A 24216-nucleotide genomic window follows, 5' to 3' on the forward strand; every position below is an offset into this window, starting at 1 on the left:
TGAGCCCAAACGCCCCACATCCGGGAAAGTCATATCTCTGCGCGCGTGATCCGGACGCCGACATATCGCGCCTACTCATCCAGCGCGAAGTCAATATTGATGACGTGGTGATGCTCAATCACCGCCACGCCATTGACGACAGCCGGTGCGTATTTCACGCGATGGAGGAAGTCTTCGGCTGCTTCGACAAAGGCAGGGCCGCCGGAACTATGAGATATGTGGCAATTGGCCGGACGCCCATCCGGGTTGATGTCACAGGTCGCCACGACACGCCCTTCCCGCCCTTCCTCACGCATTTCATCCGGATATTCCGGCCGCGCACCATTAATCGGGCTTGCACCGGCGGAATGGTCACCCGCGGCACGCGCGTTCCGGTCGATCTGCGCCGCAGGTGGCTGGGGCGTTGGCGGCTTGACGTGCGTGACTTCCTTGATGGCCTGCTTCTGCGGCGGCGGCTGAATTTGGATCCGCGGCGGCGGCACGTAAGGCGGCGGGGGCGGCGTCAATTTCGGCGGCGGGGGCGGTGGGGGTGGGGGTGGCGGGGGCGGCGTCTCCCGGATGATCTTGGTTTTAATCGGGGGATTAAAGTGCTGGACGAGCTTCGACCCCAAGCCGTTCATCAATGCCCAGATCGCAACGACATGGATCAGCACCGCCACGATGACGCCGACGATGATATACTTCGTACGATTGCCTTGCTGCTCGACGTAGTTCATCGATAACGCCACCCCATGGATCAACAGAGTTAAATCAGGCCACCGCCAAAATCATGGCCAACCCGAAACGATGAGAAACAACCTAACAATTTTAGTCGCTTACACCGAATCCTATATCTTAAAAAGTGCTTATCACATGACGATCCGACAATGCGAGTCTCAACCGCCATTGAACAACACCAGCGCGTAAGGAGGTCAACCCGGCCCCGGAAGAGACGGCTATGGGCAGACAAGGTGATTTTGCCTTCGAAATGGTGCGCATGGCAAGACGCGAATTTAAGAGATTCTCATTTTCAATCAATAATCGCGTTAAGGTGCCGTCATTTCCGCTCCCTTGCGCGCATAAGGGCTCACGGGCTTCAGGCGCGGAAAACGTATAAAAAGGGGCGCGCCTGAAGTCTTTAAAAATTCACACTGTTTAACGGGAAACAGTCAATAAGGGCCCGCTCAAAGCGGCGTTCGACGCCTGCGCCCTACCCCGTCACGCCCCGATTCGTTATGTGAAGCTGGGCGGGACGTTCGGCAATTTTATGTCACATGGACCGGTTTCTAGGGTCTCGAAAGCGGCACACCTTTTTTACCGGCATAAAACACAATCAACGTTGCCCCTTGCGGGCCTGCAATCCCGCGATGCAAGGATTTGACCATTTCAGGCAGAACCTCTCCGGCCTTGAGGGATCTATGCAGCCCATCCCGGTGCCGTTCAACCGTCAGTGCGCCCGCCGCCACATAGGCCGCATTCGGGACGTCGTGCAAATGCCACTTCAAGGCTTCACCCGGCGGAATCACGATCTTCAACACCGATAATTGCGGCGTGCCTGCGGGATAGGCCTTATATGGCGTGCCATCCCAGGAGGATTGCGTTTCCAGAAGCGTTTCTGTCTGGAATGGCGCCGCGGCCTGACTGACCGACATTTGCGCGCGCGCCACCACGGCAACGCAGAGAGCCGCGCATGACATTGTCACGGCGCGTTTGAACCTATTTTTCACAGTGTTTTTCCAATATTATTATTGTCGATAAGTCGCAATTTTACGCTGTCCCCGCGCCGCCTTCAATGCTGGTGAAGAAACGTCACGCGTTTGACATGATGATTTGTAGTCATCGTCATCCGGGATGGGTGAAGCCATGTCCAGCACAGCTTCACCCCCTCACCTTTACTGCGCGGCCGCACTCGCGGCAGAGCGCGTGGCCCCCGCACGTTGTGCCAGGGAAGCGGACATGAAGTCATCCAAAGCCCCGTCAAGGATGGCATCCGGGTTGCCTTTCTCGACACCTGTCCGCAGATCCTTGACAAGCTGATAGGGCGCCAGAACATAGGAGCGGATCTGATGACCCCATCCGATATCCGTCTTGGCGGCTTCCGTCGCGGCGGCGGCGGCCTCCCGCTTTTGCAGTTCCACCTCATACAGACGGGCTTTCAGCATTTCCATCGCCGTGGCGCGGTTGCGATGCTGGGAGCGATCCGTCTGGCAGGCAACAACAATGCCGGTCGGGATGTGGGTGATACGTATCGCGGAGTCCGTCTTGTTAACGTGCTGCCCCCCCGCACCCGAGGCGCGGAACGTATCAACTTTGAGATCCCCATCATTGACCGCGATCTCGATCGTGTCATCGACGACGGGATAGACCCAGACGGAAGCAAATGAAGTATGACGTCGCGCCGCAGAGTCGAACGGTGAAATACGCACCAGACGATGCACGCCTGCCTCTGTCTTCAACCATCCATAAGCGTTGGGGCCCGAGACGAGGATGGTGGCGGATTTAATTCCGGCCTGTTCCCCCTCGCTGCTTTCCATCAGCGTCACTTTATAGCCATGCGCTTCGGCCCATCGCATATACATGCGCAGCATCATCTCTGACCAGTCCTGGGCCTCTGTGCCACCGGCCCCGGCATTGACTTCGAGGTAACAGTCATTACTGTCCGCCTCGCCCGATAGGAGGCTCTCAATCTGACGCATATGCGCCTGTTCCGCGAGGTTCTTCAGGGTCGCGAGGGCTTCAGCGACCGTGTCCGCGTCGCCTTCCTCCTCCGCCATGCTGGTGAGTTCGACCATGTCAGCCGCCTCACGCTCAATCTGAAGGACATTTTCAATCTGATTGGAAAGAAGCGTGCGCTCCCGCATCAGCTTCTGCGCGGCCTCCGCATTATTCCATAAATCCGGGTCTTCCGACCTGTGATTCAGTTCTGCGAGGCGGGTTTGGGCAGCATCCCAGTCAAAGATGCCTCCTCAGCAGTGCCACTGACTGCTTGATCTGCTCATGAAGCGCGTCGCTTTCCGCGGACATAAAATTTCTCCATCAATCGCCCGTCAGGCGGTGTCAGCATGGTTCGGCACGGATATCGCGCAAGGCCTGACCGGTCCACGCGCCGTGTTAATAAAGCCCCCCGAGGCCGATGTCACTCTGAGATTGCGTCGTCGGCGCCGTTTCAACGCCGGATGGCGATGAAGGCGGCGGCAGGGCCTCTGCCGGGGGCGCGGTTGCCTCAGTCTCACCGGAAGGCATCATGTCATCTTCAGATGTGGCGACGTCTGCACCCGTATCAGATGCATTGAGGGGCTCCGTGCCCGCGCCATAACCATGCAGCGCAATCGATGCGCCCGGCGCTTCATCAGCTTTGAAACCGTCAACGGCTATCAACCGCCCCGTATCATAGCGCGCAAGGGTGATGCCGTCCGGCACGCGGAATTGCAGTTTCGGCCGCCCTTCCAGCGCAAATTTCATGAAGCGGTTCCAGATCGGCCCGGCCACGCGCCCCCCTGTCTCATTCCGCCCCAGGGAACGCGGCGTGTCATACCCCACCCACACGACCGTCACGATATCCGGCGCAAAACCGGCAAACCAGGCATCGCGGAAATCCTGTGATGTACCGGTCTTGCCCGCGATTTCACGGTCAATATCCGCAGCGGCGCGTCGTCCCGTCCCGCGCCGGATGGCATCCTGAAGCATGGACGTCACCTGGTAAGCGCTTTCCGGGCTCGCGATCTGTGGCTGCGTGCTGACAATATGCGGCACGGACACATTCTGCGCGTCCGCATCAGAAGTTTCATCTTGATGCCCGGTTTGATCCGATTTGCCAGAAGGGGTTTTCTGTGGGTCGGCGGCCTGCTGGGCGGTTTCAAGCGTGGCATCCGCCGCGCGGTAGAGCACACTGCCATCACGATCCAGCACTGTATCGATCAGATGCGGGGTGACGCGCTTACCGCCCGCAGCGAGTGACGCATAAGCCCCGGCTTCCTTCAATACGGTCGTTTCAACCGCGCCCAATGCGGCGGGCAGGACATGCGGCATTTTATCCACAAGTCCGACATCCTGCGCCATCTTCGCGACGGAATTCATCCCCAGATAGGCGGCGAGGCGGATGGTGACGAGGTTGCGGCTTTCACGCAGGGCATCATGCAATGTTGTCGGGCCCCAATTATCCTTCTCGTAATTCATAGGGTGCCATGTCCCGAAGGAAATCGGCGCATCATCGAATTTCTCAGAGGGCGGGACGCCATTTTCCATCGCGTCAAGATAGACGAACGGCTTGAAGGAGGAGCCAGGCTGACGCAATGCCTGCGTGACGCGGTTGAATTGCGACTGTTTGAAGGACCACCCCCCCACCATCGCCAGGACGCGCCCTGTATGCGCATCGAGACTGATCAGCGCGCCCTGTACTTCCGGGATCTGCCGGATCGCGACGAACGAACTGTTTCTGATCGGCTCGATCATGACGAGGTCACCCTCACCCAGCCTCGGGTCTCCGGATTTCATCCACGCGAAATCCTTGGGCAGAATCTGCGCAATTGTCGCTTTTTTTGACGCGTCAGGACGATATTGATCGCGCCATGCCACCACACCCCGCCGGGCATCTGTCATCACAGCCAGGCGCCATTGCGGCAATATGCCTGCGGGGGGTGTTAATTTCTGGATCAGCTCAGGGTCATTCTGCCGAAAGGCGGTCAGATTGACGTGCCCCACCGGGCCACGCCACCGGGATCGACGACGGTCATATTCCATCAGCCCTTCATGCAGAATATGCGTTGCTGCGTCCTGCAGGCGGGGGTCGAGGCTGGTATGCACTTCAAGCCCCCCTTCCAGAGCACGGGTTTCCCCGTAATCATCAATGAGCTGACGCCGCACCTCACTGGCGAACCACTCCCCGTTCGGCATGGGGCCGAAGCGCTTTGTGTCTTTGGCAATGAGGGGAGAACTCTGCGCTGCCGCCGCATCTTCAGCGCTGAGGGCGCCGGTCTCAACCATCCGGGTCAGCACCCAGTTACGGCGGGAAACCGCTCGATCCGCATGTTTATAGGGGTCATAATTTGACGGCGATTTGGGCAGAGATGCGAGATAAGCCGCCTCCGCATCCGTCAACTCGTCCAACGGTTTATTGAAATAAGTCTGCGCCGCCGCCGCCACGCCGTAAGCACCCTGACCGAGATAAATCCCATTAAGGTAGATTTCGAGGATTTTTTGCTTTGACAGAACGCGCTCGATCCGCATCGCCAGAAGCGCTTCGCGCTCCTTCCGCTCCAGGGTCGGGGCGCGGCTGTTCAGGATCATATTCCGCGCAACCTGCTGTGTGATGGTCGAAGCGCCGACAGGTCGCCGGCCTTTCGGGCGCGTGATGTTGCCAAACTCCGCCCGCAGGATCGCTTTGAGGTCAACGCCGTGATGGGCGTAGAAATTCTTATCCTCAGCCGCGATAAAGGCTTTTTTGACGCGGTCCGGAATTGCATTGAAAGGCGTGTAGAGACGCCTTTCCGCCGCCAGCTCCGCCAGGATGCGGTCATCCGACGCGTAAATACGGCTGACAGTCGGTGGAAGATAGGATTCAAGACTGGCGACACTGGGCAGGCCCGTCGTCATGCGGGAGATCTTGCCGATGACAAAAACGGCACTGCCTATAACCACAGCCAGGATGAGCGCGCCTGACCCGGCGACAAATCGCCGCCATGTGCGCTGACGCGGCCCGAGACGATGCGGATCAAAGGCGTCTCGACGCGGATTGCGGTTCGGCGTAAGGCGATCGGGGTCCGACGGCATGGGTGTCTTATCCAAAAAAAACGGCTGGGTTGAGCGCGCCGCGCAGGGCCGATCTCACTAGCAAAATCAGGCGGGTGGGGCAAATTTCCGTATGTTGCGCGTCGCCATGCTACGCCTGTTTACAGTAAGGCAGCGGCGCGGATCGGGAAGCACCATCAGGATTTATGCTCCTTACGTGATTTTTCCCACGCGTCCCGCCCCTGCTTGTCGAGGGCTTCAATATCCGCTTTCGATAATTTGATATCAACGGCGCGAATATTGTCATCCACATGTGACGGATCGCCGGAACCAGGGATGGGCAGCATCACGGGTGAGCGGGCCAGAAGCCAGGCAAGGGCGATCTGCCCGCTGCGCGCTTTCTTCTCCTTGGCGAGCTTATCAAGGACAGAGCCTTTATCCGCCAGCGCGCCCGCAGCGAGAGGCGCCCAGGGGATGAACCCGATATGGTGCTTCTCACAATATTCGAGGACGTCTTCTGACGTCCGGTCAACGAGGTTGAACCGATTCTGCACCGTCGCGACCTTGAAATATCGTTCGGCCGATTTGATGGTTTTGATATCGACTTCCGACAGGCCGACATGCCGGATCAGCCCCTCTTCCTGCATCGTTTTTATCGCTTCAAACTGGTGCTTCATGTCGCAGTCCGGGCCGATACGGTGTAACTGCCACAAATCGATGGACTTGACCCCAAGGCGGCGCATCGACATCAGAACGCATTGTCGCAGATAATCCGGGTTACCGACAGGCTTCCAGATATCCGGGCCGTGCCGCGTCAGCCCGCCTTTCGTGGCAATGATGATTTTACGGTAAGGGTGAAGCGCGTCATGGACAAAGTCCTCCGCAACGAACGGGCCGTAAGAATCGGCAGTGTCGAAAAAATTTACCCCTGCCTTCCGCGCATGATGAAGCGCGGCAATCGCGCGTGCATGGTCAGCGGGTGGGCCCCAAATGCCTTTACCGGTCAGGCGCATTGTTCCGAAACCGAGGCGCACGACTTCCATCGTTCCACCGATTTTGAACGTGCCCGATTTCCGGGCGTCAGGCGTTCTCATGGCAATATTCCTATAAATTGGCCCGATTTTAACGATTAGCCGCGTCCGCCGTTGCAATAATGGGGTGTATTTCAGCCGCAACCGGCGGGGTTTCGCTTGCCGGGCAATTATGGCATTCAAGGTTGCGGCGCCCATGATACTTGTTGATTGCGCCTTCCCTTCCCCCGAAATTAAGGACGGATTGCCATGACGCAAATCAGCCCGAAGGCCGGTCATACGCTTCCACCTGAAGAACTGACAGATATTCAGGCCCTGCAGGACGCTTATTACGCGCATATCCCGGACGTGGCGGATGCCACGCAGCGCGTCAGCTTCGGCACGTCCGGCCATCGCGGCACATCGGTTCATGGCAGTTTTAACGAAACCCACATCGCCGCGATCGCAGAAGCCATATGCCGTTATCGCGCATCTGAAGGGATTACCGGCCCGCTTTTCGTCGGGATCGACTCCCACGCATTATCCGCCCTCGCTCAAAAAACCGTGATTGAGGTCATGGCGGCGCATAATGTCGCGATTCACATCGATGCCCATGATCGTCTGACGCCGACCCCGGTCATTTCCAACACCATCATCGTCCATAATGCCGATGAGAACGCCCCGCGCGCGGATGGCATCGTCATTACGCCGTCGCATAATCCCCCGTCAGATGGCGGCATCAAATATAATGCGCCGCATGGCGGCCCGGCAGATACAAAAGCCACCGGGCAAATTCAGGACATGGCCAATCAGCTTATGTCGGCGGGGTTGAAGGACGTTAAACGCCTTCCTTATGACACGGCACGCGCCGCGCGTTGCGTCAAAATTTTTGATTTCGTCGCGCCTTACGTAAACGCTTTAGGGTCCGTCATTGATATGGAAGCGATCCGCGCAGCGGAGATTTCCATCGGGATTGACCCGCTGGGCGGCGCATCTCTGGATTACTGGCAGGCCATTATTGAGCGCTTCGGTATTAATGCGACGATCGTCAGTCGGGAGCTAGACCCGCAATTCGGCTTCATGACCGCGGATTGGGATGGTAAAATCCGCATGGACTGCTCCTCCCCCTATGCCATGGCACGTTTGATCAACATGGCGGGCCAGTTCGATATCGCGTTTGCGAATGACCCGGATGCGGATCGTCACGGCATTGTCTGCAAACCGGCAGGATTGATGAACCCCAATCACTATCTTGCTGTCGCCATCTGGTATCTTTTCCAGAACCGGCCTGATTGGCCGCAAGACTGCAAAATCGGCAAGACGCTGGTAAGCTCCGCCCTGATTGACCGTGTCGGGCAGAAATTGGGACGCGACATCATTGAGACTCCTGTCGGGTTCAAGTGGTTTGTGGATGGAATGGCCGCATCCACGCTGGGCTTCGCGGGTGAGGAGAGCGCAGGCGCGTCCTTCTTCAATCGTGCGGGCAAGCCGTGGAGCACGGATAAGGACGGGATCATCCTCTGCCTGCTTGCGGCGGAAATCACCGCCAAAACGGGCAGGACGCCCGGCGAGATCTATGCCGACCTCACGCGGGAACTTGGCGCACCTTTTTACGCCCGCATCGATGCGCCGGCAGACCCGGATCAAAAGCGTGTTTTAAGCGCGCTGAAGGCCGAACAATATGCGGAAACCACGCTGGCAGGTGACCCGATCACCGCCAAGCTTACCCACGCGCCCGGCAATAACGCCCCGATTGGCGGGCTGAAAATCAGCACCGCCCAAGGCTGGTTTGCCGCCCGCCCTTCCGGCACCGAAAACGTCTATAAAATTTACGCGGAAAGCTTCGTTAGCGAAGCGCATCTGAAACAGATCCAGGATGAGGCGCAGGCAGCAATCGCAGGAATCTTCAAAGCGGGTGCAGGCGGCCTTTAACGCTGCCGCACGGCTCGGCGCGTCTTCATCTCAGAAGCGACGACGCGCCGCGACACGCCTTGAGTGGCTGATGAAAAACTGACGAGAGCGCATAAGTCAGAAATGCCCGGCAAACTGTCCGCCATGGCGTGGTGACACGTCCCTACTCGTCGGAGGGACATTTCGCGTCCGCATTGATGACGGCGAGGCGCTCACATGCTTCCTCCAACTGATTGGCGAGCCAGCTCATCGTGTTGCGTCCGGCTTTCTTCGGCGCGCTGGAAAAAATTTCGAGCGTTTCGCGAAGAGCATGGAGATCGGAAAGAACATCGGACCTGTTGAAATCACCACTCTTTATCGTTGAGCGCGTCAAAATCGCTCTACGCATGATCCGTCTGATTTCATCCCGATGGGCAGAAGGCTTATAATCAAACTTTTTGTCCAATTTGCTTCTCCAGACAAGTTCAGCTTTGAGGGCTGAATGCAAAGTTAAGATGCGGGTTGATGCGCGGTCAACAGAAATCAAGAAGTGCTCAGGAGTTGTTGAAAATAATCGTTATCTCGCGCGCCAGAGAGGAAACGCGTGATACCGAACCGGTATTACGCATGGCACATCAGCTGAGCCGCCTCACCTGACCTCATCGCCGCTTTTCAATGATCGACATCACTTATGTGTCACCTGGGGCGCGCAACGAGGTGGTATCGGTGCCTTCGTGCTGTGACGAAAAGCCGCATCCATTTTGCGCGCACGGTCCATATCCTCATAAACAGCGGCCAGCGTGCTCAAAGCCAGTGCGCATTGTGCGGACACCTTGTTACGCACGGCGTTATCGCTGCGCTGCGGCATCAAAACCCGCGCCATGCCTGAGAAACTCAGTTCATCAATCAACATAAGTTCCAGCAGGTTGAAAATCGGTGCTTTGACAGCGTGCTGAAGCTCCGTCAGCGCCAGGCCCACCTGTGCGCGCGTCATACGCCATGAGAGAACGTTATGCACCAGATGCGTGCTGCGGACAGGCGGATCCTGATTTTCGGAATAGCCGTAACGCGCATAAAGCCAATCCCGCCTCAGCCGACAGGAAGCCTGAACTTCCGCATCCTGTATCGCACCGGCATTGAACAGCGCTTCTACCGTTGAAATCACCCGAAAGGGCGCCTTGCGCGTAAAGACGGATTTACTGAGGCGCTCTGCTGTCGGCGTGACCGGCTCGGATGTTGAAATGGCTTTTTCTTTTTCCGGGATACGCTGCTTCAGGTCCGAACTCATTTTTTTGCTCTCCAGACTTTTCTTGTTAATTGAAATATGAGGTCCACACCCTGTCGATGCCGTACCTGCTGACCAAAAAGAGCGCCCGCGCTGCACGATGATGCGGGCGCGTAAGGACTCGACATGGATCAAAGCGACACTTTCTCGACGCATCCATCGCGCCCCGCATCGCGCAACGGGCTTTTGCCAGTGGCGGCAGGCATCAACCGTGATGCGCACAGGCCCTGATACGGGGCCGCAGGAAATCGCGAGCCCCCGCCTCATCCCGCTGAAACCACGCCCCTGCCCACGTCCGTGCCGTTCCGCGCCATCGGAATGCGTTTTTCAGGGCCGCTCTCATGGCGCACGCGGCGTCGCGTGACGAATTCAGACATTGAACCGGATGGTCCACGCCGTGCATATGCGACAAGGCATAAACACCCGGCTTTGCGTCCTGCCGGCATCTTAATTTTTGAGGAAATCTCAATGGATGCGATGATAGAGAGAGTTTGTATCCATAAATGAGTGAAACCATGACTGATAACTCGTTAAAGAGCTTTGCTTCATTGAAATTGGAGGAGTGGATTACCCGCATCCAACAACCAAAAATACGACAATTGTTTTTGTGCCAGAGTGGAACATTTCACGCAAGGGGTAAAATTGCTGTAATGGAACTTCCTTTTCCTTTTTTTGTGATTTTATATTGCGATGCATGACGTCGGTGAAAAGCTGAGGAGCCTCCGGAAGGCTCGCGGCTACAATCAATATGATGTGGTCGCAGAGCTGGACCTCGAAGGTTTCAGCCGCTCGGACCTGTCGAAGATCGAGCGCGGCCATAAGCTCCCTTCCCTCATCGTCATCAGCGCTTTAGCGGATCTTTACGATGTTCCCCTCGATCACTTTCGCATTCCGTCTTCGGTTGCGTCGAACAAGCTTCCGAGCGAGGTCATCAAAGATCCGAGCGAACTCGCCCTGATCCGTGCCTGGCGCGCTATGGACCACTCGGAGAAGGCCGCCTTTGCGACTTTTGCCGAAATCGCGACGCGCGAAGGAATCCGAAAAATTGTTTGAACTTTTACTCACGACTCTGTCTCCTTTCCTAGAAGAATCCAGGTTCAAGAAGCAGACGGCCGATATTGACGTGAAATGAGCGATTGATCAGGACTATAAATTATCGGCAAGTTGGCGTGATTGCGCAGCAAAAGCCAGCAATATCCGACATCGTACCAAAGTTTAAGAGCAAGCATTAGCGCTACTGGAATATTCACTTTTCCCGGCGTCTCCTCCTCCCGGCGAAACCTGGCGACCGAGAATTTTCGACCATCGACGCCCCCTGGGTGCATGATCCCGACGACGAGCCGATTTGCTGATGTCAGGTCCCTAACAATATCTCTGCCGTAGCACGGTTTTCGGAGGCTTCATCCAAATAAAGGCCGGGCCGGGTTAAGCGCGCCCCTGCGCCCGCGACAGACAGACTGACATCAGGAATCCAACCGCCATCAGCCGCGGAATTCATCCACCTGCGAAGGCCTTTTCCCGAAGCATTTCCACCGCGTCAGCGCCACAACTCATGTCCGGAGGAAGGATCTAAACCTCTATTAAGCCGATAGGTCAGCAGAATTTACTCATCAAATAGGAGTAAATATATAAAAATTACCTTATTACTTGCCTAAAGGTTGCTGCTTCGGTATAATTTTACTGAAAATGAGAAAATTTAAATTTATCTACAAAATAAATTTTTTTTCTAAATTGGAACTTCGATCAGCGCATTTATGTTCTTTTTTGGAACAAAATTTTCATGTCGTCTGCGCAACCTTATGCAATATGTGCGCGCGGTCGCTTTGCTGACCTTATTCAGCCCTTCTTGTGTCGACGACCGGAGCACCGTCTTTACCGACAAGTAACAGCTCTCCCGAAACCATGATCATGTCCTGCTCAGCGCGATTCAGCCTTGGGAGCGGACATTATTGTCCTGAACGAAAAGTTTTCGACGATGCCGTTGGGCGGGACTTGAAACTCTCCGCGAACATGCATTCCACATCATGTTAATTTGAACGGTGTTTTTTTCGTAACTAGTCAGTTTGATGATACCGTTTAACAAAGCGGACCATCGCGACGCCCTGACCCGAAACAGGACGGAGATCATCGTGGATCCGGCATGTTCAGGCCGTGCCCGCGCTCCGAGTGGGCAATATGCGTTAACCGCGCCAATCACGGTAAAAAAAATTGATGACTGTCCGCGCAGCGACTCCAGATTTTATCGACACCGCATTCACAGCGTGATCCATCAGTAATCAAGTGCAAAGACCGTCAAATTTAACCCGATCATTGCGCCTCAACTCCGCTTTAACGAAGTTTATAGGTTAATAAAAATTGCCGTTCCATCATTGTGGAAAATTTTGTAGTCGATGTGAAATCGAAGTGTAGTCGACTGATGATATACAAGTTCTCGTTTTTTATCTTTTAAAAGTTTAAGGTATTAATCATTGGTACACGAAATTTTTTTCACTTATTTCGAAACTAATCGTTCACAAATCGCATTGACGCCTTCACTCTTACGTCAGTCGAGTCGTCCTTGCTTGGCGAAGACTCGATTGTTCACATCATATGAAGGTAATTATCGCCACTTAACATAAAAAACTTTTTATATTTTGCATTAAGTTCGAGGCATCCGAAAATATGATCTTCGGAACATATAGATATTGTTATTTTTTTCACACGGCACTTATCTCTCTCTCCCTCACCTGCCTTGCATCAACCGCACTCGCGGCCTGTGACGGCACGTCAGGAACGGTCACGTGTACGGGCACGATCACGAGTACAGTCGGGGCGGGCCGAAATGACAGTATCAAAACACTGAATTTGGCGGAAGGCGCGACCATCAACACGTCGAACGTGTCCATCAGTATGGGCACGGGGACGTCAAGCAACCCGAATGTCTTGAATATCGGCGGCACCGTCCAGGGTGCAGGTATCGGCACCGGCCCCTATAATACCGGGCCGAACGTCATTGAATTTGGCGGGAACACTGTCGTCAATATCAAATCAACGGGGCGCATCATCCAGACAGGTGGCGCCAATAATGGTGAGACGTTCAACCCGACAGGCGGCAATAACACCATCAATAATTATGGCTCGATTGAGACCACAACTTCTTCTGCCATCTGGTTTGAGGGTTCAGACACCAGCACGGCGGGATACGGCAACACCATCAATAATTATGGCACGATCCGGGCGGGCACGCAGGGCACGGGCACGGTTGTCGGTAACTCAGGCAATGGCCGCATTGTTTTCACCAATAATAAGGGGGCGGTGGTTAAGGGCAATGTCGCCCTGACGACAACGGGCTCATACGTCAATCTGGTCACATTATATAATGGCTCAACCGTAACAGGGAGCATTGGCGGCGGCGGTGGCGGCGCAATTCTGACCCTCACTGGCGATGACGCCACGGACACACTTAATAATACGGTGACCGGTTTCAGCACCGTCAATAAAAGCGGCAGCGGCACCTGGATCGTCGGCGCCCCCTCCCGCCTGTCCGGTCTCGCTTCAAATGTCGCGGTTAATATCAATGCCGGGACACTGGTCCTCGCAGGTAACGAATCTTCCAGCCAGACGAAAGCGACGATTGCCTCAGGCGCGACGCTTCAATTGGGAGAGGGCGGCACATCCGGCTGGATCGACTATATCAACGCGAATAATGGCACGCTCGCCTTTAACAGGTCCGACACCGTCACTTACGCCACGAATATCGCCGGGACGGGCAATGTGACGCAGATTGGCGGCGGCACAACAATCCTGACCGCCAATAACGGTTATACGGGCACCACCACCATCTCCTCCGGCACGCTGCAACTCGGTAACGGCAACACGACAGGCCGCATCGCCAGCAGTTCCGCCATCGTTAATAACGGCACGCTTGCCGTCAATCACAGTGATGCTGTCTCGATCGCGCAGTCAATTGGCGGTTCCGGCGCTTTTACCCAATCCGGCACGGGCACAACGACATTGACGGGCGCCAACACTTATTCCGGGGCAACAACCATCAGTCGCGGCACGCTGGCGCTGAGCGGTTCGGGCACCGTGGAAGCATCCAGCGGCGTCCATAATAATGGCACGCTCGATATCTCAAATATCTCGACATCATCGCCTTCCCTCAAAGCTCTGGACGGCACGGGCAACACCATTTTAGGGCAGAAAACCCTGACCTTGACGAATGCCAACAGCACATTCGGCAATAATTATGCCGGGATCATGTCCGGCACTGGTGGCCTGATCATCGCTGCAGGCACGCAGACCCTCTCAGGGCAGAACACCTATACGGGCACGACCGAGGTCGCGCAAAAAGTCAATCTGACGCTGAGTGGACGTGTCGCCGGGGCCTTAAACAATACCGGCACGACAGACGTCAAAGGCGGTGCGGTCGGCGGCGCGACAGATAATACAGGCACGTTAACGGCCGAGAACGGCACCTTCCAGGCGATCACGAATTCCGGCACCGCGAAGCCCAGCAACAGTCAGACGGGTGACATCACCAATACGGGCACGCTCACGCTGGATGGCACGACAAGCAGCGGCAATGTGACACTACAATCCGGCAGTTTTACCGTCACCGCCAGTAATGCAAGCGCCAATGCCATCAACGAAAATGGCAATGGCACGCTGAATGGCACGCTGACCCTGCGTAACGCCACCGGCACCTATTCGGGCGTGTTTTCCGGCACTGGCGGGCTGGCGATTGCGGGCGGCACCCAGCTTCTGACCGGTAACAGCACCTATTCGGGCGCGACATCCATTGGCAGCGGCGCGCATCTGACGCTCGGCGATGGGGGCACATCAGGTTTTATCGGCAATACGACCGGCATCGCCAATGATGGCGAACTGACGATCAATCACAGTGACAAAGTGACGTTGCACGGGGCGATTTCAGGGGCGGGTCGGCTGAACCAGGTCGGCAGCGGCACGACCATCCTCTCAGGCAATAATAGTTACACGGGCGGCACGACAGTCGCCGCCGGCATTTTGCAGGTTGATGGTGACCAGTCCGGCGCGACAGGCGATTTGGACGTTCAGTCCGGCGCGCAACTCCATGGTAAGGGCGTTATTGGCGGCAACGTCACCATCGCTGACAATGCCACCCTCTCCCCTGGTGAAGGCACAGACAGTGTCGGCACGCTGAAAGTCAACGGCAATCTCACCCTCGCTTATAATGCGGTGCAGAACTGGAATCTGGGCCAGGCCAATGCTGAGGGCGGGCAGAATAATGACCTCGTCGCCGTCAAGGGCGATCTCGTTTTCAGCGGCACGATCAATGTCACAGGTCCCAATAAGGGATCGGAGCCTCTGGGCCAGGGGATCTACCGCATCTACACCTATGAGGGGTCGCTCTCCGGGGCCGTGCCGACCGCCAGTTATCGTGCCACCGCCAATGGCGCGGGAGAAGAAATCGGCCCGAATGGCCGCCTCGGTTCTGTCGAGACCGCGCCCGGCACGACAATGCTGCTTCAGACATCGATCGATCACCAGATCAATCTCGTCGTCAGCGACAATGTCCTGACATTCTGGGATGGTGGCGACACTGTCTCACCCGGGCCCGGCGGTATGGAAGGCAATAACACCGTCAATGGTGGCGATGGCACCTGGACGACCGATAATGGCAATTGGACGGATGTTGATGGCGGGCGCGATGGCGCATGGACGCAGGGCACGTTTGCCCTCTTCGCCGCGCAGGCGGGCACGGTCACCGTCCGGAACACGACTCACGATGGCGCCGCGTCGAACGTTCTGACGCGCGGCATGCAATTCGCGAATAATGATGGCGGCGTTTACAAAGTTACGGGCGATGACCTCTACGCCACGACCGGCACCACGACGATCCGGGTAGGCGATGGTACGCAACAAGGTGCCTCTATTTCAGCCGTCCTTGATACGGTGATTAATGACAGTCTCGTTGCGAACGGCACAAGTCTGGTGAAATCAGATGCGGGCACGCTCATCCTCACCAAAGACCAGAATTATCGCGGCGAAACATCCATCAGCAGCGGCACGCTGCAACTGGGCGATGGCGGCACGTCGGGCCGAATCACACGCAGCGCGGTCATCCATAATAACGGGAAGCTCGTCGTCAATTTCAGCGATGATCTGGCCTTGACGCAGCCCATTGATGGCAAAGGCCGTGTCGAGCAGGCTGGCTCAGGCAAAACCACGCTGAATGACCGCAATAATTACGCGGGCGGCACAGCCGTGACGCATGGCACCTTGCAGGGCACGGCGAGCAGCTTCGGCACGGGCGGCATTGATGTCGGCCAGGAGGGTCACCTGATTGTCAATCAGCAAAGCGCGGCTTCACTCGCCAATGCGCTCTCCGGCGCGGGGCGCTTCATAAAAACGGGCGCGGGCGACATCACCATCAATCGCGATAATGCCGGCTTCACCGGGCAGGTTGACGTGCAGAACGGTGGCCTTGGCATCAATGGAAACATGGCGCAGGCGCGTTTCAATGTGCAGGATGGCGGCACATTATCGGGTGCGGGCACGATCGGGGCAACGCAGATCGCGCAAGGCGGCGTTATCGCGCCCGGCAATAATAACGCCATCGGCACGCTGACAGTCAATCAGAACCTCTCCATGGCCCGCGGCACAGTTTTCCGTGCAGAGGGAAATGGGCAATCTTCCGGCACGTCGATCACGGATGGCGGAAAGACCTATGACGGCCTCAAAAGTGACCGCGTCAAAGTGGCCGGAGATGTCAGCCTCAATGGTGGGATGGTCAACTTCAATGTTGCCCGGGGCGCTGTCCTTAAAGCACGGAATGCCTACACGATATTGGAAGCGACAGGCTCCCTGTCCGGCCAGTTTGACCGGCTCGAATCCAATATCAGCGAGCAATATTTATTCCTCAAGCCCAGCCTTTTTTATGTGGGCAATCTTGTCGGGATCAAGCTTGATGGCAGCGGCGTCAGCTTTGCCGCGGTCAGCCATGCACAGAACGGGATCGCCATTGGCCGCGCGCTGGATAAGCTGCCTGAAACCAGCCCGCTTGCGCTCGCTTTCACAGGACTGAGTCAGAATGACGCGCGGGATGCGTTAAACGCTGTATCGGGTGAAATCCATGCTTCCATCGTCACCGCACTGATTGAAGACGCCTATCAGGCGCGTGAGACCGTGGCGGAACGGCTCGCCAGTGCGGAATGTGAGGGGGCTTTTTCATCCGGATCCATGCAGACCGCGACGCTGCGAGGCGACGCACCTGACCCGCGCTGCTACCGGGATCGCGTCGTTCTCTGGCATCAGGCTTATGGAAGCCTCGGGCGCAATTTCGGCAATGAAAATGTCGCGACCATGAACCACACGACAGCCGGGTTTATGATGGGGGCGGATGCGCCGATTTTTGAAACAGCGCGTATCGGCGCCCTGTTTGGCTACAGCAACTCGTCCTTTCATATTTCAAACGGACGCGCCTCGTCAGGGCACAGCAATAATCTCATGATTGGTGGTTACGGCGGCAATCATTGGGGCCACGTCAATCTGCGACTCGGTGCAACCTATAGTTGGAACCTGCTCGGCACAAACCGCACCATCCTCTTTAATGGCTATCAGGGCTCGCATCTGGATGCGGGATATCTTTCCGGCACCGCGCAGGCCTTCGGGGAAGTTGGCTATCGGATCCGTCGCCGCCGGACGATCTTTGAGCCATTCGCCGGGATCTCTTACGTCAATGTGCATAATGGCAGCTTCCGTGAGCATGATGGCCCTGAAGCGGTCACCGGGCGGGCCTCGACGGCGGGCGTCACGTTCTCAACCTTCGGGCTTCGGTCATCAGCGACCTATCATATCGGCCGCGCCATTATCATGCCGCGTCTGATGATCGGCTACCGCCACAGTTTCGGCCCGCTCACGCCGCATGCCGCCCTTAATTTCGCGACATCCAGTGACGCAAATATGAGCGTCATGGGCACTGGCCTCGCCTCGGATGTCGCGGTCGTGGATGCTGGTATCAGTCTGAAAGTGACTGACAGCATTAATGTCGGATTGTTCTACCTCGGTCAGTACGGCGTTCAAGCCATTGATAGCGGCATCCGGGGCAATCTGGTCATCAAGTTCTGAAGATGAAGACCCCTCATTTCATTAATAGGAGACGAAAATGAGAAAATTCAAACAGCGTGAAATCGCCGCTTTGCTGATCGCGGTCACAGTGACAAGCATTGTGGGATATGCGGCGATGAGTGTCGCTTCCAGCCGGAAAGCGCCCATTCATCCGAAACCTGTCATTCATGATGTATCCAAGCTGGAATATCGCCTGCCGGACGGGGTCACCGCCCTGAACGAGACGTATCAGGATTGGCGGGTCAGCTGCCAGAAGCTGGAAGCGGGGCCGAGATGCGCCCTCGTGCAGCAATTGGCGGATGAGAAAAGCCACCAAAAGATCCTGACCCTGCAATTTGAGCCGGAGAAGGATAAGATCGCCAGTCTGGTCGTCATGCCTTTCGGCCTTGCTTTGACGAAAGGCATTTCGATCAATGCCGATGGTGGGCAGGTTGTCTCCGTGCCATTCAGCACCTGCATGCCGAATGGCTGCCTCGTCCCTTTCAATCTGACGCGTGACCAGTTCTTCAGCCTTCAGGCCGCGAAGAAGCTTGAGGTCAAGGCGTCGACACCGAAAGATCAGAATGTGATACTCGTTGTGTCCTCTAAGGGCCTTAAGGAGGCTTCCGCACGGCTGGCCGCGATGCTGTCCGGGTCATGACGCTTTTCAGGCACGGCGCATCAAACCCTCAATGCTGCAAAACTCCTGCAGCATCAGCGCCCATTGAGAAGCGGAACCGTGCGCGCGCGACGGTCTCCTGTCGGTGTGTGACAATCACCCGCGTGACAGCGAGGTCATCAATCGTGGCTTCAATCCGGCGTTCGGCTGTCGGGTCTAGATGGCTTGTTGCTTCATCGAGGAAGAGAATATCCGGTTGGCGGTAAAGGGCCCGGGCGAAAATGATGCGCTGGCGCTGTCCCCCGGACATCGTCGCACCCATTTCACTGACCCGCGTCTCAAACCCCATCGGCAGATTTTCAATGTCATCCAGGATCTGCGCCTGCGCGGCACATGTCATGACACGGGTGAAATCGATTTCCTCATCGAAACTGGCAATATTCTCCGCGATATTGCCTGAGAGGAGGATATCATCCTGCATCACGCCTGCAATCCGGGCGCGATAAGCCTGCCGGTTCTGAGGGGTGAGGGCCACGCCGTTCCAAAAAATCTGTCCTTCTTCCGGTGGGATCAACCCCATCAAAACGGACATCAGGGTGGATTTGCCGCACCCGGACGGCCCTTCAATCGCGAAACTGGCCTGCGCGGGGATGGTCAGATTGAGATGGCGAAAAACCCAGTTCTCCTCCGCACCATATCGAAACCCGATATTGCGGCACTCAATGACGGGAACGTTTTTTTCGGACGGGACATGGGACATGGATGGCAACGGAAAGCTCTCCATCGCGGGGTCAACCGGGGTCAGGGCGATATCCGCAAGCCGGTGGCATTGGACTTTCAGATTACGGATCTTAAAAGCCGCATTGATGAGATTGCCAAAACGATGGGCAAACTGATCCCGGTAGCTCAGAAACGCGATCAGCATCCCGATCGACATCTCGGCTGAAAGCACCATGCGTGCGCCGAGCACAAGCAGAAGCACACGATCCGCCCCCCATAAAATCTCCTGAGAACGACTGAAAAACAGGTCATAGCGTTGCAGACGCAGATTCGTATTGAAGCTGTCAATCAGCCGGTTGCCCCAGGCAAATCGTCGCCGCCCCTCCAGCGCCAGAAGCTTGATGGTGCGCATCCCGCGCAATGTTTCCAGAAAATGGCTTTGATGCGCGGCATTCCGGGAGAGCAGCTCTTCAGACAAATCCCGGTAGGGGTTGAAGAGGAAAAGCCTCAGAAAAAAATCCAGCGCGGAGAAAGCGAGGATGATCAGCGACAACCATCGCGCATAGATGATGATCATGATCATCATCCCGACCGCCATAAGCCCATCTATGACGCTCTGGATCAAATCGGTCGTCAATGTCTGCTGAAGGGTCGCGAGGCTTCCAAATTTTGACTGGATATCGCCCGCACCCCGCCGCGTGAAAAATTCCTGCGGCAATTTCAGCAGATGGGAAAACAGGCTGAAATTCCATTGCACGGAAATACGTGTCGATAAAATCATGATCGACCAGCCGCGAAATGTCGCGAAAACACCTTGAAGAACCAGCAGAAGCGCCAGTGCCACAGCAATTGTCCAAAGCAGGGATTGATCCCCTGTCACAAGCACCTCATCAATGATGATCTGAGCCAGAATAGGGTTAATCAGCGCGATGACTTCCAACCCGAGAGAGAGGACGCCAAGCGCGAGGAGCGAGAGGGGCAGCCGGGGGACATGGCGCAGCATATCCCTTATATCGAGAAGGTGACGGTCATCACGCCGGGTGAAACGTGTTGTCGGTGAGAATTCGACAGCCACGCCCGTAAAATGACGCGAGAACTCCTCCTGCGACAGAACCCGTTTGCCATAAGCCGGGTCATGAAGCGTTATGCGGCTTTCCGTGACCTTCACCAGCACCACAAAATGATTGAAATCCCAATGGATGATGCAGGGGAGATTCAGACGTCCCAAGGCCGGCAGACCCAGCTTCAGGGGGCGGGCATCCAGATCCTCCCGCTCCGCCCTCTGGATCAGGGATCTGAGTGTCGTGGCCGCGTGAAATGAAGCCGTGTCCCGCCGCAACGTCGCGAGATCGATCTGATGGCCGTGGTGAGACAGAATCATCGCCAGACAGGCGAGCCCACATTCGGAAGCCTCCGATTGCAGAATGACCGGCATGCGCCGCCTCAACCCGAATTGCAGCGCCTTGAATTTCACGTCGTCACGCCCCCGCCATCCTTTTGGGAGATCTGCCGCAACTTCATGGCGCTGGAGATGAAGGGGTCGAGAAGCCACTGGTAGAGGCGGCGGTGATCCACGGCGATCTCCGCTTCCAGCTTCATGCCGGGCTGCAATTTCTCCGGCCTGCCGTACACCATGGCAATGTCACGCGCCGGCCTGACGCGAATGCGATATTGATCCGCGTCGGGCCCATCCGGCGCCACGCCCCCTTTTCGGGGCATTGTCGCGAAGGGCACTTGAATCGGGGACCGCGTGACCTCTATAACGCGCCCCTGATAAAGGCCGAAACGCTGATAAGGGTAAGGCGCGTATTTCAGCAACACGGGTTGCCCGACATGGATGAAGCCCACGGCCCGGCTGCTGACGAAAAGCTCTGCCAGTAAAGTGGCGTGATCTGGTAGAATGGTCAGTAATGGCTGGTCATTCCTGACATGTTGGCCGACGTGAGACGTTATCCCGTCAATCGTTCCGGCAATACGTGCGTCCAGAATGGCCTCCGTCTCCCGGCTTGCCTGAGAGATCTGTCGCCGACAATCCGCCAGTTGCGTGTCGATCTCGTTCAACCGACGCGCCCATTCAATGGGGTGCTGCAGGATTTTGAGCTGATCCGCGGATCTCTGCCCCTCGACGTCAATCAGCGCCCTCACCATTTGCGCATGGACGTTGAATGACTGGAAATACACGTTGAGCTGGCTTTGAAACTGCGTCTGCGTCACGAGGCGCGTCCCGATCGCGTCCTGCATCTGCTTCGTCGCACGATCAACAAGGGGCAGGATTTTTTCATCCCGCGCGATCTGCGCTTTCAGCATGGCGCGCTGCCTGTCGAGCGTGGCCAGATGGGCCTTGATTGTAAAGAGCGCGATCGGCGCGTCTTTTTCAGCCAGGCGACGCTTTTCCTGCAGAAGTCGGTATTGGGCCCGGAGTGTCTCGAGGGCGTTCCGGCCCGTGACGTCAAGTTCTGACCGGTGCGCCACATCGAGGGAAAAGAGTCGGTCCCCCGCTTTGACATGCTGGCCCTCACGCACATGGATTTGCGTCACGATGCCGATTTGATCCGCCGTCATCACGACCAGCCCTGCCGTCGGCACCAAGGCGCCCGCCGCGTGGACGCGCCGCGTATAAGAGCCGAGCACACCGTAAACACAGATGGCGACGAAAAACAGACCCGCTCCCAGCGCGACCCATCTCCCGGAAATCGGCGCCAGTTTGCACGTCGCGCCCATCCAGCTTTCCTGACGCCATTGAAGCGCTTCCTGCCGGAAAAGCGGCCTTGAATCCTGATTCGCCATCTTTATTCTCTGCCGGAAATCTGCAATAAAATTTTTTGATGACACGCTAATCAAATGCTTTTACATAGAAGTGCGTCATGTAAAAAGCGTTATTTTATGAATATATCGCGCCGAATCGCACGAATCGAAATCCTTTTCGATCCGGGATTCGAATTTGATCTTGAAATTGACGGAAATTCCTGGATTGCCATAATTTTGACTTGCTGACAGTGACATGTTTCGGGGGTGATGAGATTGCAGAATAGGCGGTCGGATGATGTCAGGATCATCAAAAACCTGACGGAGGAAAGCCTCGCCCCCATCGTGGACCGTCCGTTTGATTTGCGACGTCACGCTTTTTCCGGCCGGTTTGGTTACATCCGCGAGTCCCGGGCCAGATGGGCAGGGCAATCGGTTGAAGATCAGACATTCGGGCAGTTCCGCTTCAAGTTACTCGGTGGGGGTGCCGATTTCTCCGCGCAGCAGGCCGCGTTGAAAGCGGTCATTGAATGTGCCGAGCGCTATGCAAGCGCTGTCTGCGCACCGCGCGATATCAAACTGGCGAAAGGCGAAGCGCTCCATGACGCCATTCCGGTTGAAAAATTTCCTCGCTTTTCAGAGGAGGAAATTGCCCGCTCACCGGATCTGCTGGGACAATACGATGCAGGCGCTGAGATCAGATGGGTAAAGGGTTTTTGCTGTCAGACGCGCAGGATCGTCTCCATCCCGCTCGTCATGACCCATTTCGTCGGCCATCCTTTGGAGGCGGAACAATTCTGCCTCCCGATTTCCACCGGTGTCGCGGCACATACGCAACGGGACAAGGCCATCCTCGCCGCAATCCTTGAAGTCATAGAAAGAGACGTCATCGCCACGACCTGGCTTGCACGATTGCCTTTGCGCAGGCTGATCATGGATGATGATATCCCGATTGATCTTGCCGAGACGGTCCGACAAGCGCAGAGGTCGTCCTCCCCCCTCACCATCCTCGTCTCTGACGGTGAGTTTGGCGTGCCCAGTTTCTACGCCATCCGGCAATTTCCGCAGCGCAACGACATCACGACAATGGTTGGCTGCGCCACAAAGCTTGACCCTGTGGAAGGCATCAGGAAGGCGATCTCGGAGGTTTTTTCGGTCGAGCTTGCCCTTCAGAACCATCTATTGACAAGATCGCCCGTCGCATCGCCGGAAGATTGCACAAATATTGTGGATGGCGCGCTTTATATGGCTGCGCCATCCCGTATGGACGCATTCGATTTCCTCCTGCAAACAGAACAATCGACGCGTCTCTCAGCTTTGCGCGCATCCATGCCGTCATTTTCGGGTCTCAAGGAATTCATCCGCGCGCTTCAGGGGGCCGGGCTCTCCCTCTATTTATGCGACATCACGCCTGACGACATAGCGGATGCGGGAATTCACGTCGTGCGCGCTTTGATACCGGAACTCATGCCTTTTTCCTGCCTGCATCGGGGGCGTTACCTCGGCACGCCGCGCCTGTTTCAGAAAGCCGAAACCGTCCTGGGAAGGCCCTTTGCTTTGAGCAACGTCAACCCGATGCCTCAACCTTTCGCATGAGGTTGGAGATGAGATTTTTCATGGAAGATGCGGATTTGTTCGCGACCCACATGCGCCGGGCGCTCCTTGCAGATTTCCCGAAAGATGCGGATCACGCTTTGCGCGATCGCGCGATTATTATCTCATCATCCTATCGCAAGGCCGTGCATCTTGCGCAGCTTGATCGACAGCGCCTCGGTGAAAAGCTCATCTGCATTTTTCTGACCAAGATGAGCATCGCCGCTAGTCCGCTTTTGGAAGGGCCTTATGTGTCAGCATGTGCAAGCTGTTTTGAGAGGAAATTTTTCGCGCATTTGTCATCGCTTGAAGATCATCTTTGGACGCAGGATAGCGCAGCGTTGAGCGGGAAGTTTTACACTTCCTTCCTGCCATCGCATCTCACCATGTTTTCCGCCATTCTGCGCCGCGCCGTCACGGATGAAGGTGCGTCGCGGAAAAATTCCCTCCTTTATCACTTCTTCGATGGCAGCGTGCAGCGTCTGGCATTTTCACCCCTGCACCGATGCGCATGCCGCCCGCCCAGCGCCTGCGCGACGACGCAGGATTTTTCACAGTTCGTGTAAGAAGCCGGTTCA

At 56.4% G+C, this 24216-nt stretch carries 15 protein-coding genes; 6 read left to right on the forward strand and 9 right to left on the reverse strand.

The annotated features are described in order from the left end of the window. Positions 1 to 71: 71 nt before the first annotated feature. From N5W20_RS07095 to N5W20_RS07115, 5 genes are all read right to left on the reverse strand, one after another. Complete coding sequence (locus N5W20_RS07095; protein ID WP_319806459.1) at positions 72 to 716, reverse strand: energy transducer TonB; 645 nt, start codon at positions 714 to 716, stop codon at positions 72 to 74. Between the two features lie 549 nt (positions 717 to 1265). Continuing rightward, positions 1266 to 1706: a cupin domain-containing protein gene (locus N5W20_RS07100; protein ID WP_319806460.1), complete on the reverse strand. Its 441-nt coding sequence runs from the start codon at positions 1704 to 1706 to the stop codon at positions 1266 to 1268. Positions 1707 to 1871: 165 nt separating this feature from the next. Further along, a protein-coding gene (gene prfB / locus N5W20_RS07105) for a peptide chain release factor 2 (RefSeq protein ID WP_319806461.1) occupies positions 1872 to 3003 on the reverse strand; the annotation gives its coding sequence in 2 pieces (ribosomal slippage) (positions 1872 to 2933 and positions 2935 to 3003; 1131 coding nt in all). A gap of 87 nt (positions 3004 to 3090) precedes the next feature. Beyond that, positions 3091 to 5748, reverse strand: coding sequence for a penicillin-binding protein 1A (locus N5W20_RS07110; protein WP_319806462.1), 2658 nt, complete (start codon positions 5746 to 5748; stop codon positions 3091 to 3093). 155 nt (positions 5749 to 5903) lie between these two features. After that, positions 5904 to 6800, reverse strand: a complete 897-nt coding sequence (locus N5W20_RS07115) for an aldo/keto reductase (protein WP_319806463.1) — start codon at positions 6798 to 6800, stop codon at positions 5904 to 5906. Positions 6801 to 6986: 186 nt separating this feature from the next. On the opposite strand from N5W20_RS07115, the gene pgm reads away from it, so the two are divergent. Then, positions 6987 to 8648 (forward strand): phosphoglucomutase (alpha-D-glucose-1,6-bisphosphate-dependent), encoded by a 1662-nt coding sequence (gene pgm / locus N5W20_RS07120; protein WP_319806464.1) that lies wholly within the window; start codon positions 6987 to 6989, stop codon positions 8646 to 8648. 142 nt (positions 8649 to 8790) lie between these two features. Here the strand turns inward: pgm and N5W20_RS07125 are convergent, their stop codons facing one another. Both N5W20_RS07125 and N5W20_RS07130 read right to left on the reverse strand, forming a co-directional pair. Then, entirely contained in the window at positions 8791 to 9015 is a 225-nt protein-coding gene (locus N5W20_RS07125) for a hypothetical protein (protein WP_319806465.1), read from the reverse strand. A gap of 276 nt (positions 9016 to 9291) precedes the next feature. Then, entirely contained in the window at positions 9292 to 9894 is a 603-nt protein-coding gene (locus N5W20_RS07130; RefSeq protein WP_319806466.1) for a hypothetical protein, read from the reverse strand. 687 nt (positions 9895 to 10581) lie between these two features. Between N5W20_RS07130 and N5W20_RS07135 the strand changes: the two genes are divergently transcribed. The 3 genes from N5W20_RS07135 to N5W20_RS07145 all read left to right on the forward strand — a co-directional run bounded on the left by N5W20_RS07135 (position 10582) and on the right by N5W20_RS07145 (position 18622). Then, entirely contained in the window at positions 10582 to 10944 is a 363-nt protein-coding gene (locus N5W20_RS07135; RefSeq protein ID WP_319806467.1) for a helix-turn-helix domain-containing protein, read from the forward strand. 1608 nt (positions 10945 to 12552) lie between these two features. Continuing rightward, on the forward strand, positions 12553 to 17982 hold the full coding sequence (locus tag N5W20_RS07140; protein ID WP_319806468.1) for an autotransporter domain-containing protein: 5430 nt from the start codon (positions 12553 to 12555) through the stop codon (positions 17980 to 17982). A 37-nt stretch (positions 17983 to 18019) separates the two neighbouring features. Then, positions 18020 to 18622 carry an invasion associated locus B family protein gene (locus tag N5W20_RS07145; protein ID WP_319806469.1) on the forward strand — a complete coding sequence of 201 codons (603 nt, stop codon included), beginning with the start codon at positions 18020 to 18022 and terminating at the stop codon, positions 18620 to 18622. A 28-nt stretch (positions 18623 to 18650) separates the two neighbouring features. Here the strand turns inward: N5W20_RS07145 and N5W20_RS07150 are convergent, their stop codons facing one another. Then, positions 18651 to 20774, reverse strand: coding sequence for a peptidase domain-containing ABC transporter (locus N5W20_RS07150; protein WP_319806470.1), 2124 nt, complete (start codon positions 20772 to 20774; stop codon positions 18651 to 18653). Next, positions 20771 to 22087, reverse strand: a complete 1317-nt coding sequence (locus N5W20_RS07155; RefSeq protein WP_319806471.1) for an HlyD family secretion protein — start codon at positions 22085 to 22087, stop codon at positions 20771 to 20773. The genes N5W20_RS07150 and N5W20_RS07155 overlap by 4 nt, the downstream gene beginning before the upstream one ends. A 228-nt stretch (positions 22088 to 22315) precedes the next feature. Here N5W20_RS07155 and N5W20_RS07160 point away from each other — a divergent pair, with 228 nt between their 5' ends. Together N5W20_RS07160 and N5W20_RS07165 are read left to right on the forward strand one after the other, a co-directional pair. Further along, complete coding sequence (locus N5W20_RS07160) at positions 22316 to 23641, forward strand: YcaO-like family protein (RefSeq protein WP_319806472.1); 1326 nt, start codon at positions 22316 to 22318, stop codon at positions 23639 to 23641. A gap of 8 nt (positions 23642 to 23649) precedes the next feature. After that, a complete protein-coding gene (locus N5W20_RS07165) occupies positions 23650 to 24204 on the forward strand; it encodes a hypothetical protein (RefSeq protein WP_319806473.1) in 555 nt (184 codons plus the stop codon). The last annotated feature ends 12 nt before the right edge of the window (positions 24205 to 24216 follow it).

It is taken from the genome of Candidatus Kirkpatrickella diaphorinae (genome assembly GCF_025736875.1).
GTDB lineage: Bacteria > Pseudomonadota > Alphaproteobacteria > Acetobacterales > Acetobacteraceae > Sorlinia > Sorlinia diaphorinae.

Bases quoted from the DNA above. Each gene is read 5' to 3' on its own strand.
- N5W20_RS07125 (WP_319806465.1), bottom strand. From the start codon at position 9,015: ATGCGTAGAGCGATTTTGACGCGCTCAACGATAAAGAGTGGTGATTTC.
- N5W20_RS07135 (WP_319806467.1), top strand. From the start codon at position 10,582: ATGCATGACGTCGGTGAAAAGCTGAGGAGCCTCCGGAAGGCTCGCGGC.
- N5W20_RS07130 (WP_319806466.1), bottom strand. From the start codon at position 9,894: ATGAGTTCGGACCTGAAGCAGCGTATCCCGGAAAAAGAAAAAGCCATT.
- N5W20_RS07095 (WP_319806459.1), bottom strand. From the start codon at position 716: ATGAACTACGTCGAGCAGCAAGGCAATCGTACGAAGTATATCATCGTC.
- N5W20_RS07115 (WP_319806463.1), bottom strand. From the start codon at position 6,800: ATGAGAACGCCTGACGCCCGGAAATCGGGCACGTTCAAAATCGGTGGA.
- N5W20_RS07155 (WP_319806471.1), bottom strand. From the start codon at position 22,087: ATGGCGAATCAGGATTCAAGGCCGCTTTTCCGGCAGGAAGCGCTTCAA.
- N5W20_RS07165 (WP_319806473.1), top strand. From the start codon at position 23,650: ATGAGATTTTTCATGGAAGATGCGGATTTGTTCGCGACCCACATGCGC.
- N5W20_RS07110 (WP_319806462.1), bottom strand. From the start codon at position 5,748: ATGCCGTCGGACCCCGATCGCCTTACGCCGAACCGCAATCCGCGTCGA.
- N5W20_RS07160 (WP_319806472.1), top strand. From the start codon at position 22,316: ATGAGATTGCAGAATAGGCGGTCGGATGATGTCAGGATCATCAAAAAC.
- pgm (WP_319806464.1), top strand. From the start codon at position 6,987: ATGACGCAAATCAGCCCGAAGGCCGGTCATACGCTTCCACCTGAAGAA.
- N5W20_RS07140 (WP_319806468.1), top strand. From the start codon at position 12,553: ATGATCTTCGGAACATATAGATATTGTTATTTTTTTCACACGGCACTT.
- N5W20_RS07145 (WP_319806469.1), top strand. From the start codon at position 18,020: ATGAGAAAATTCAAACAGCGTGAAATCGCCGCTTTGCTGATCGCGGTC.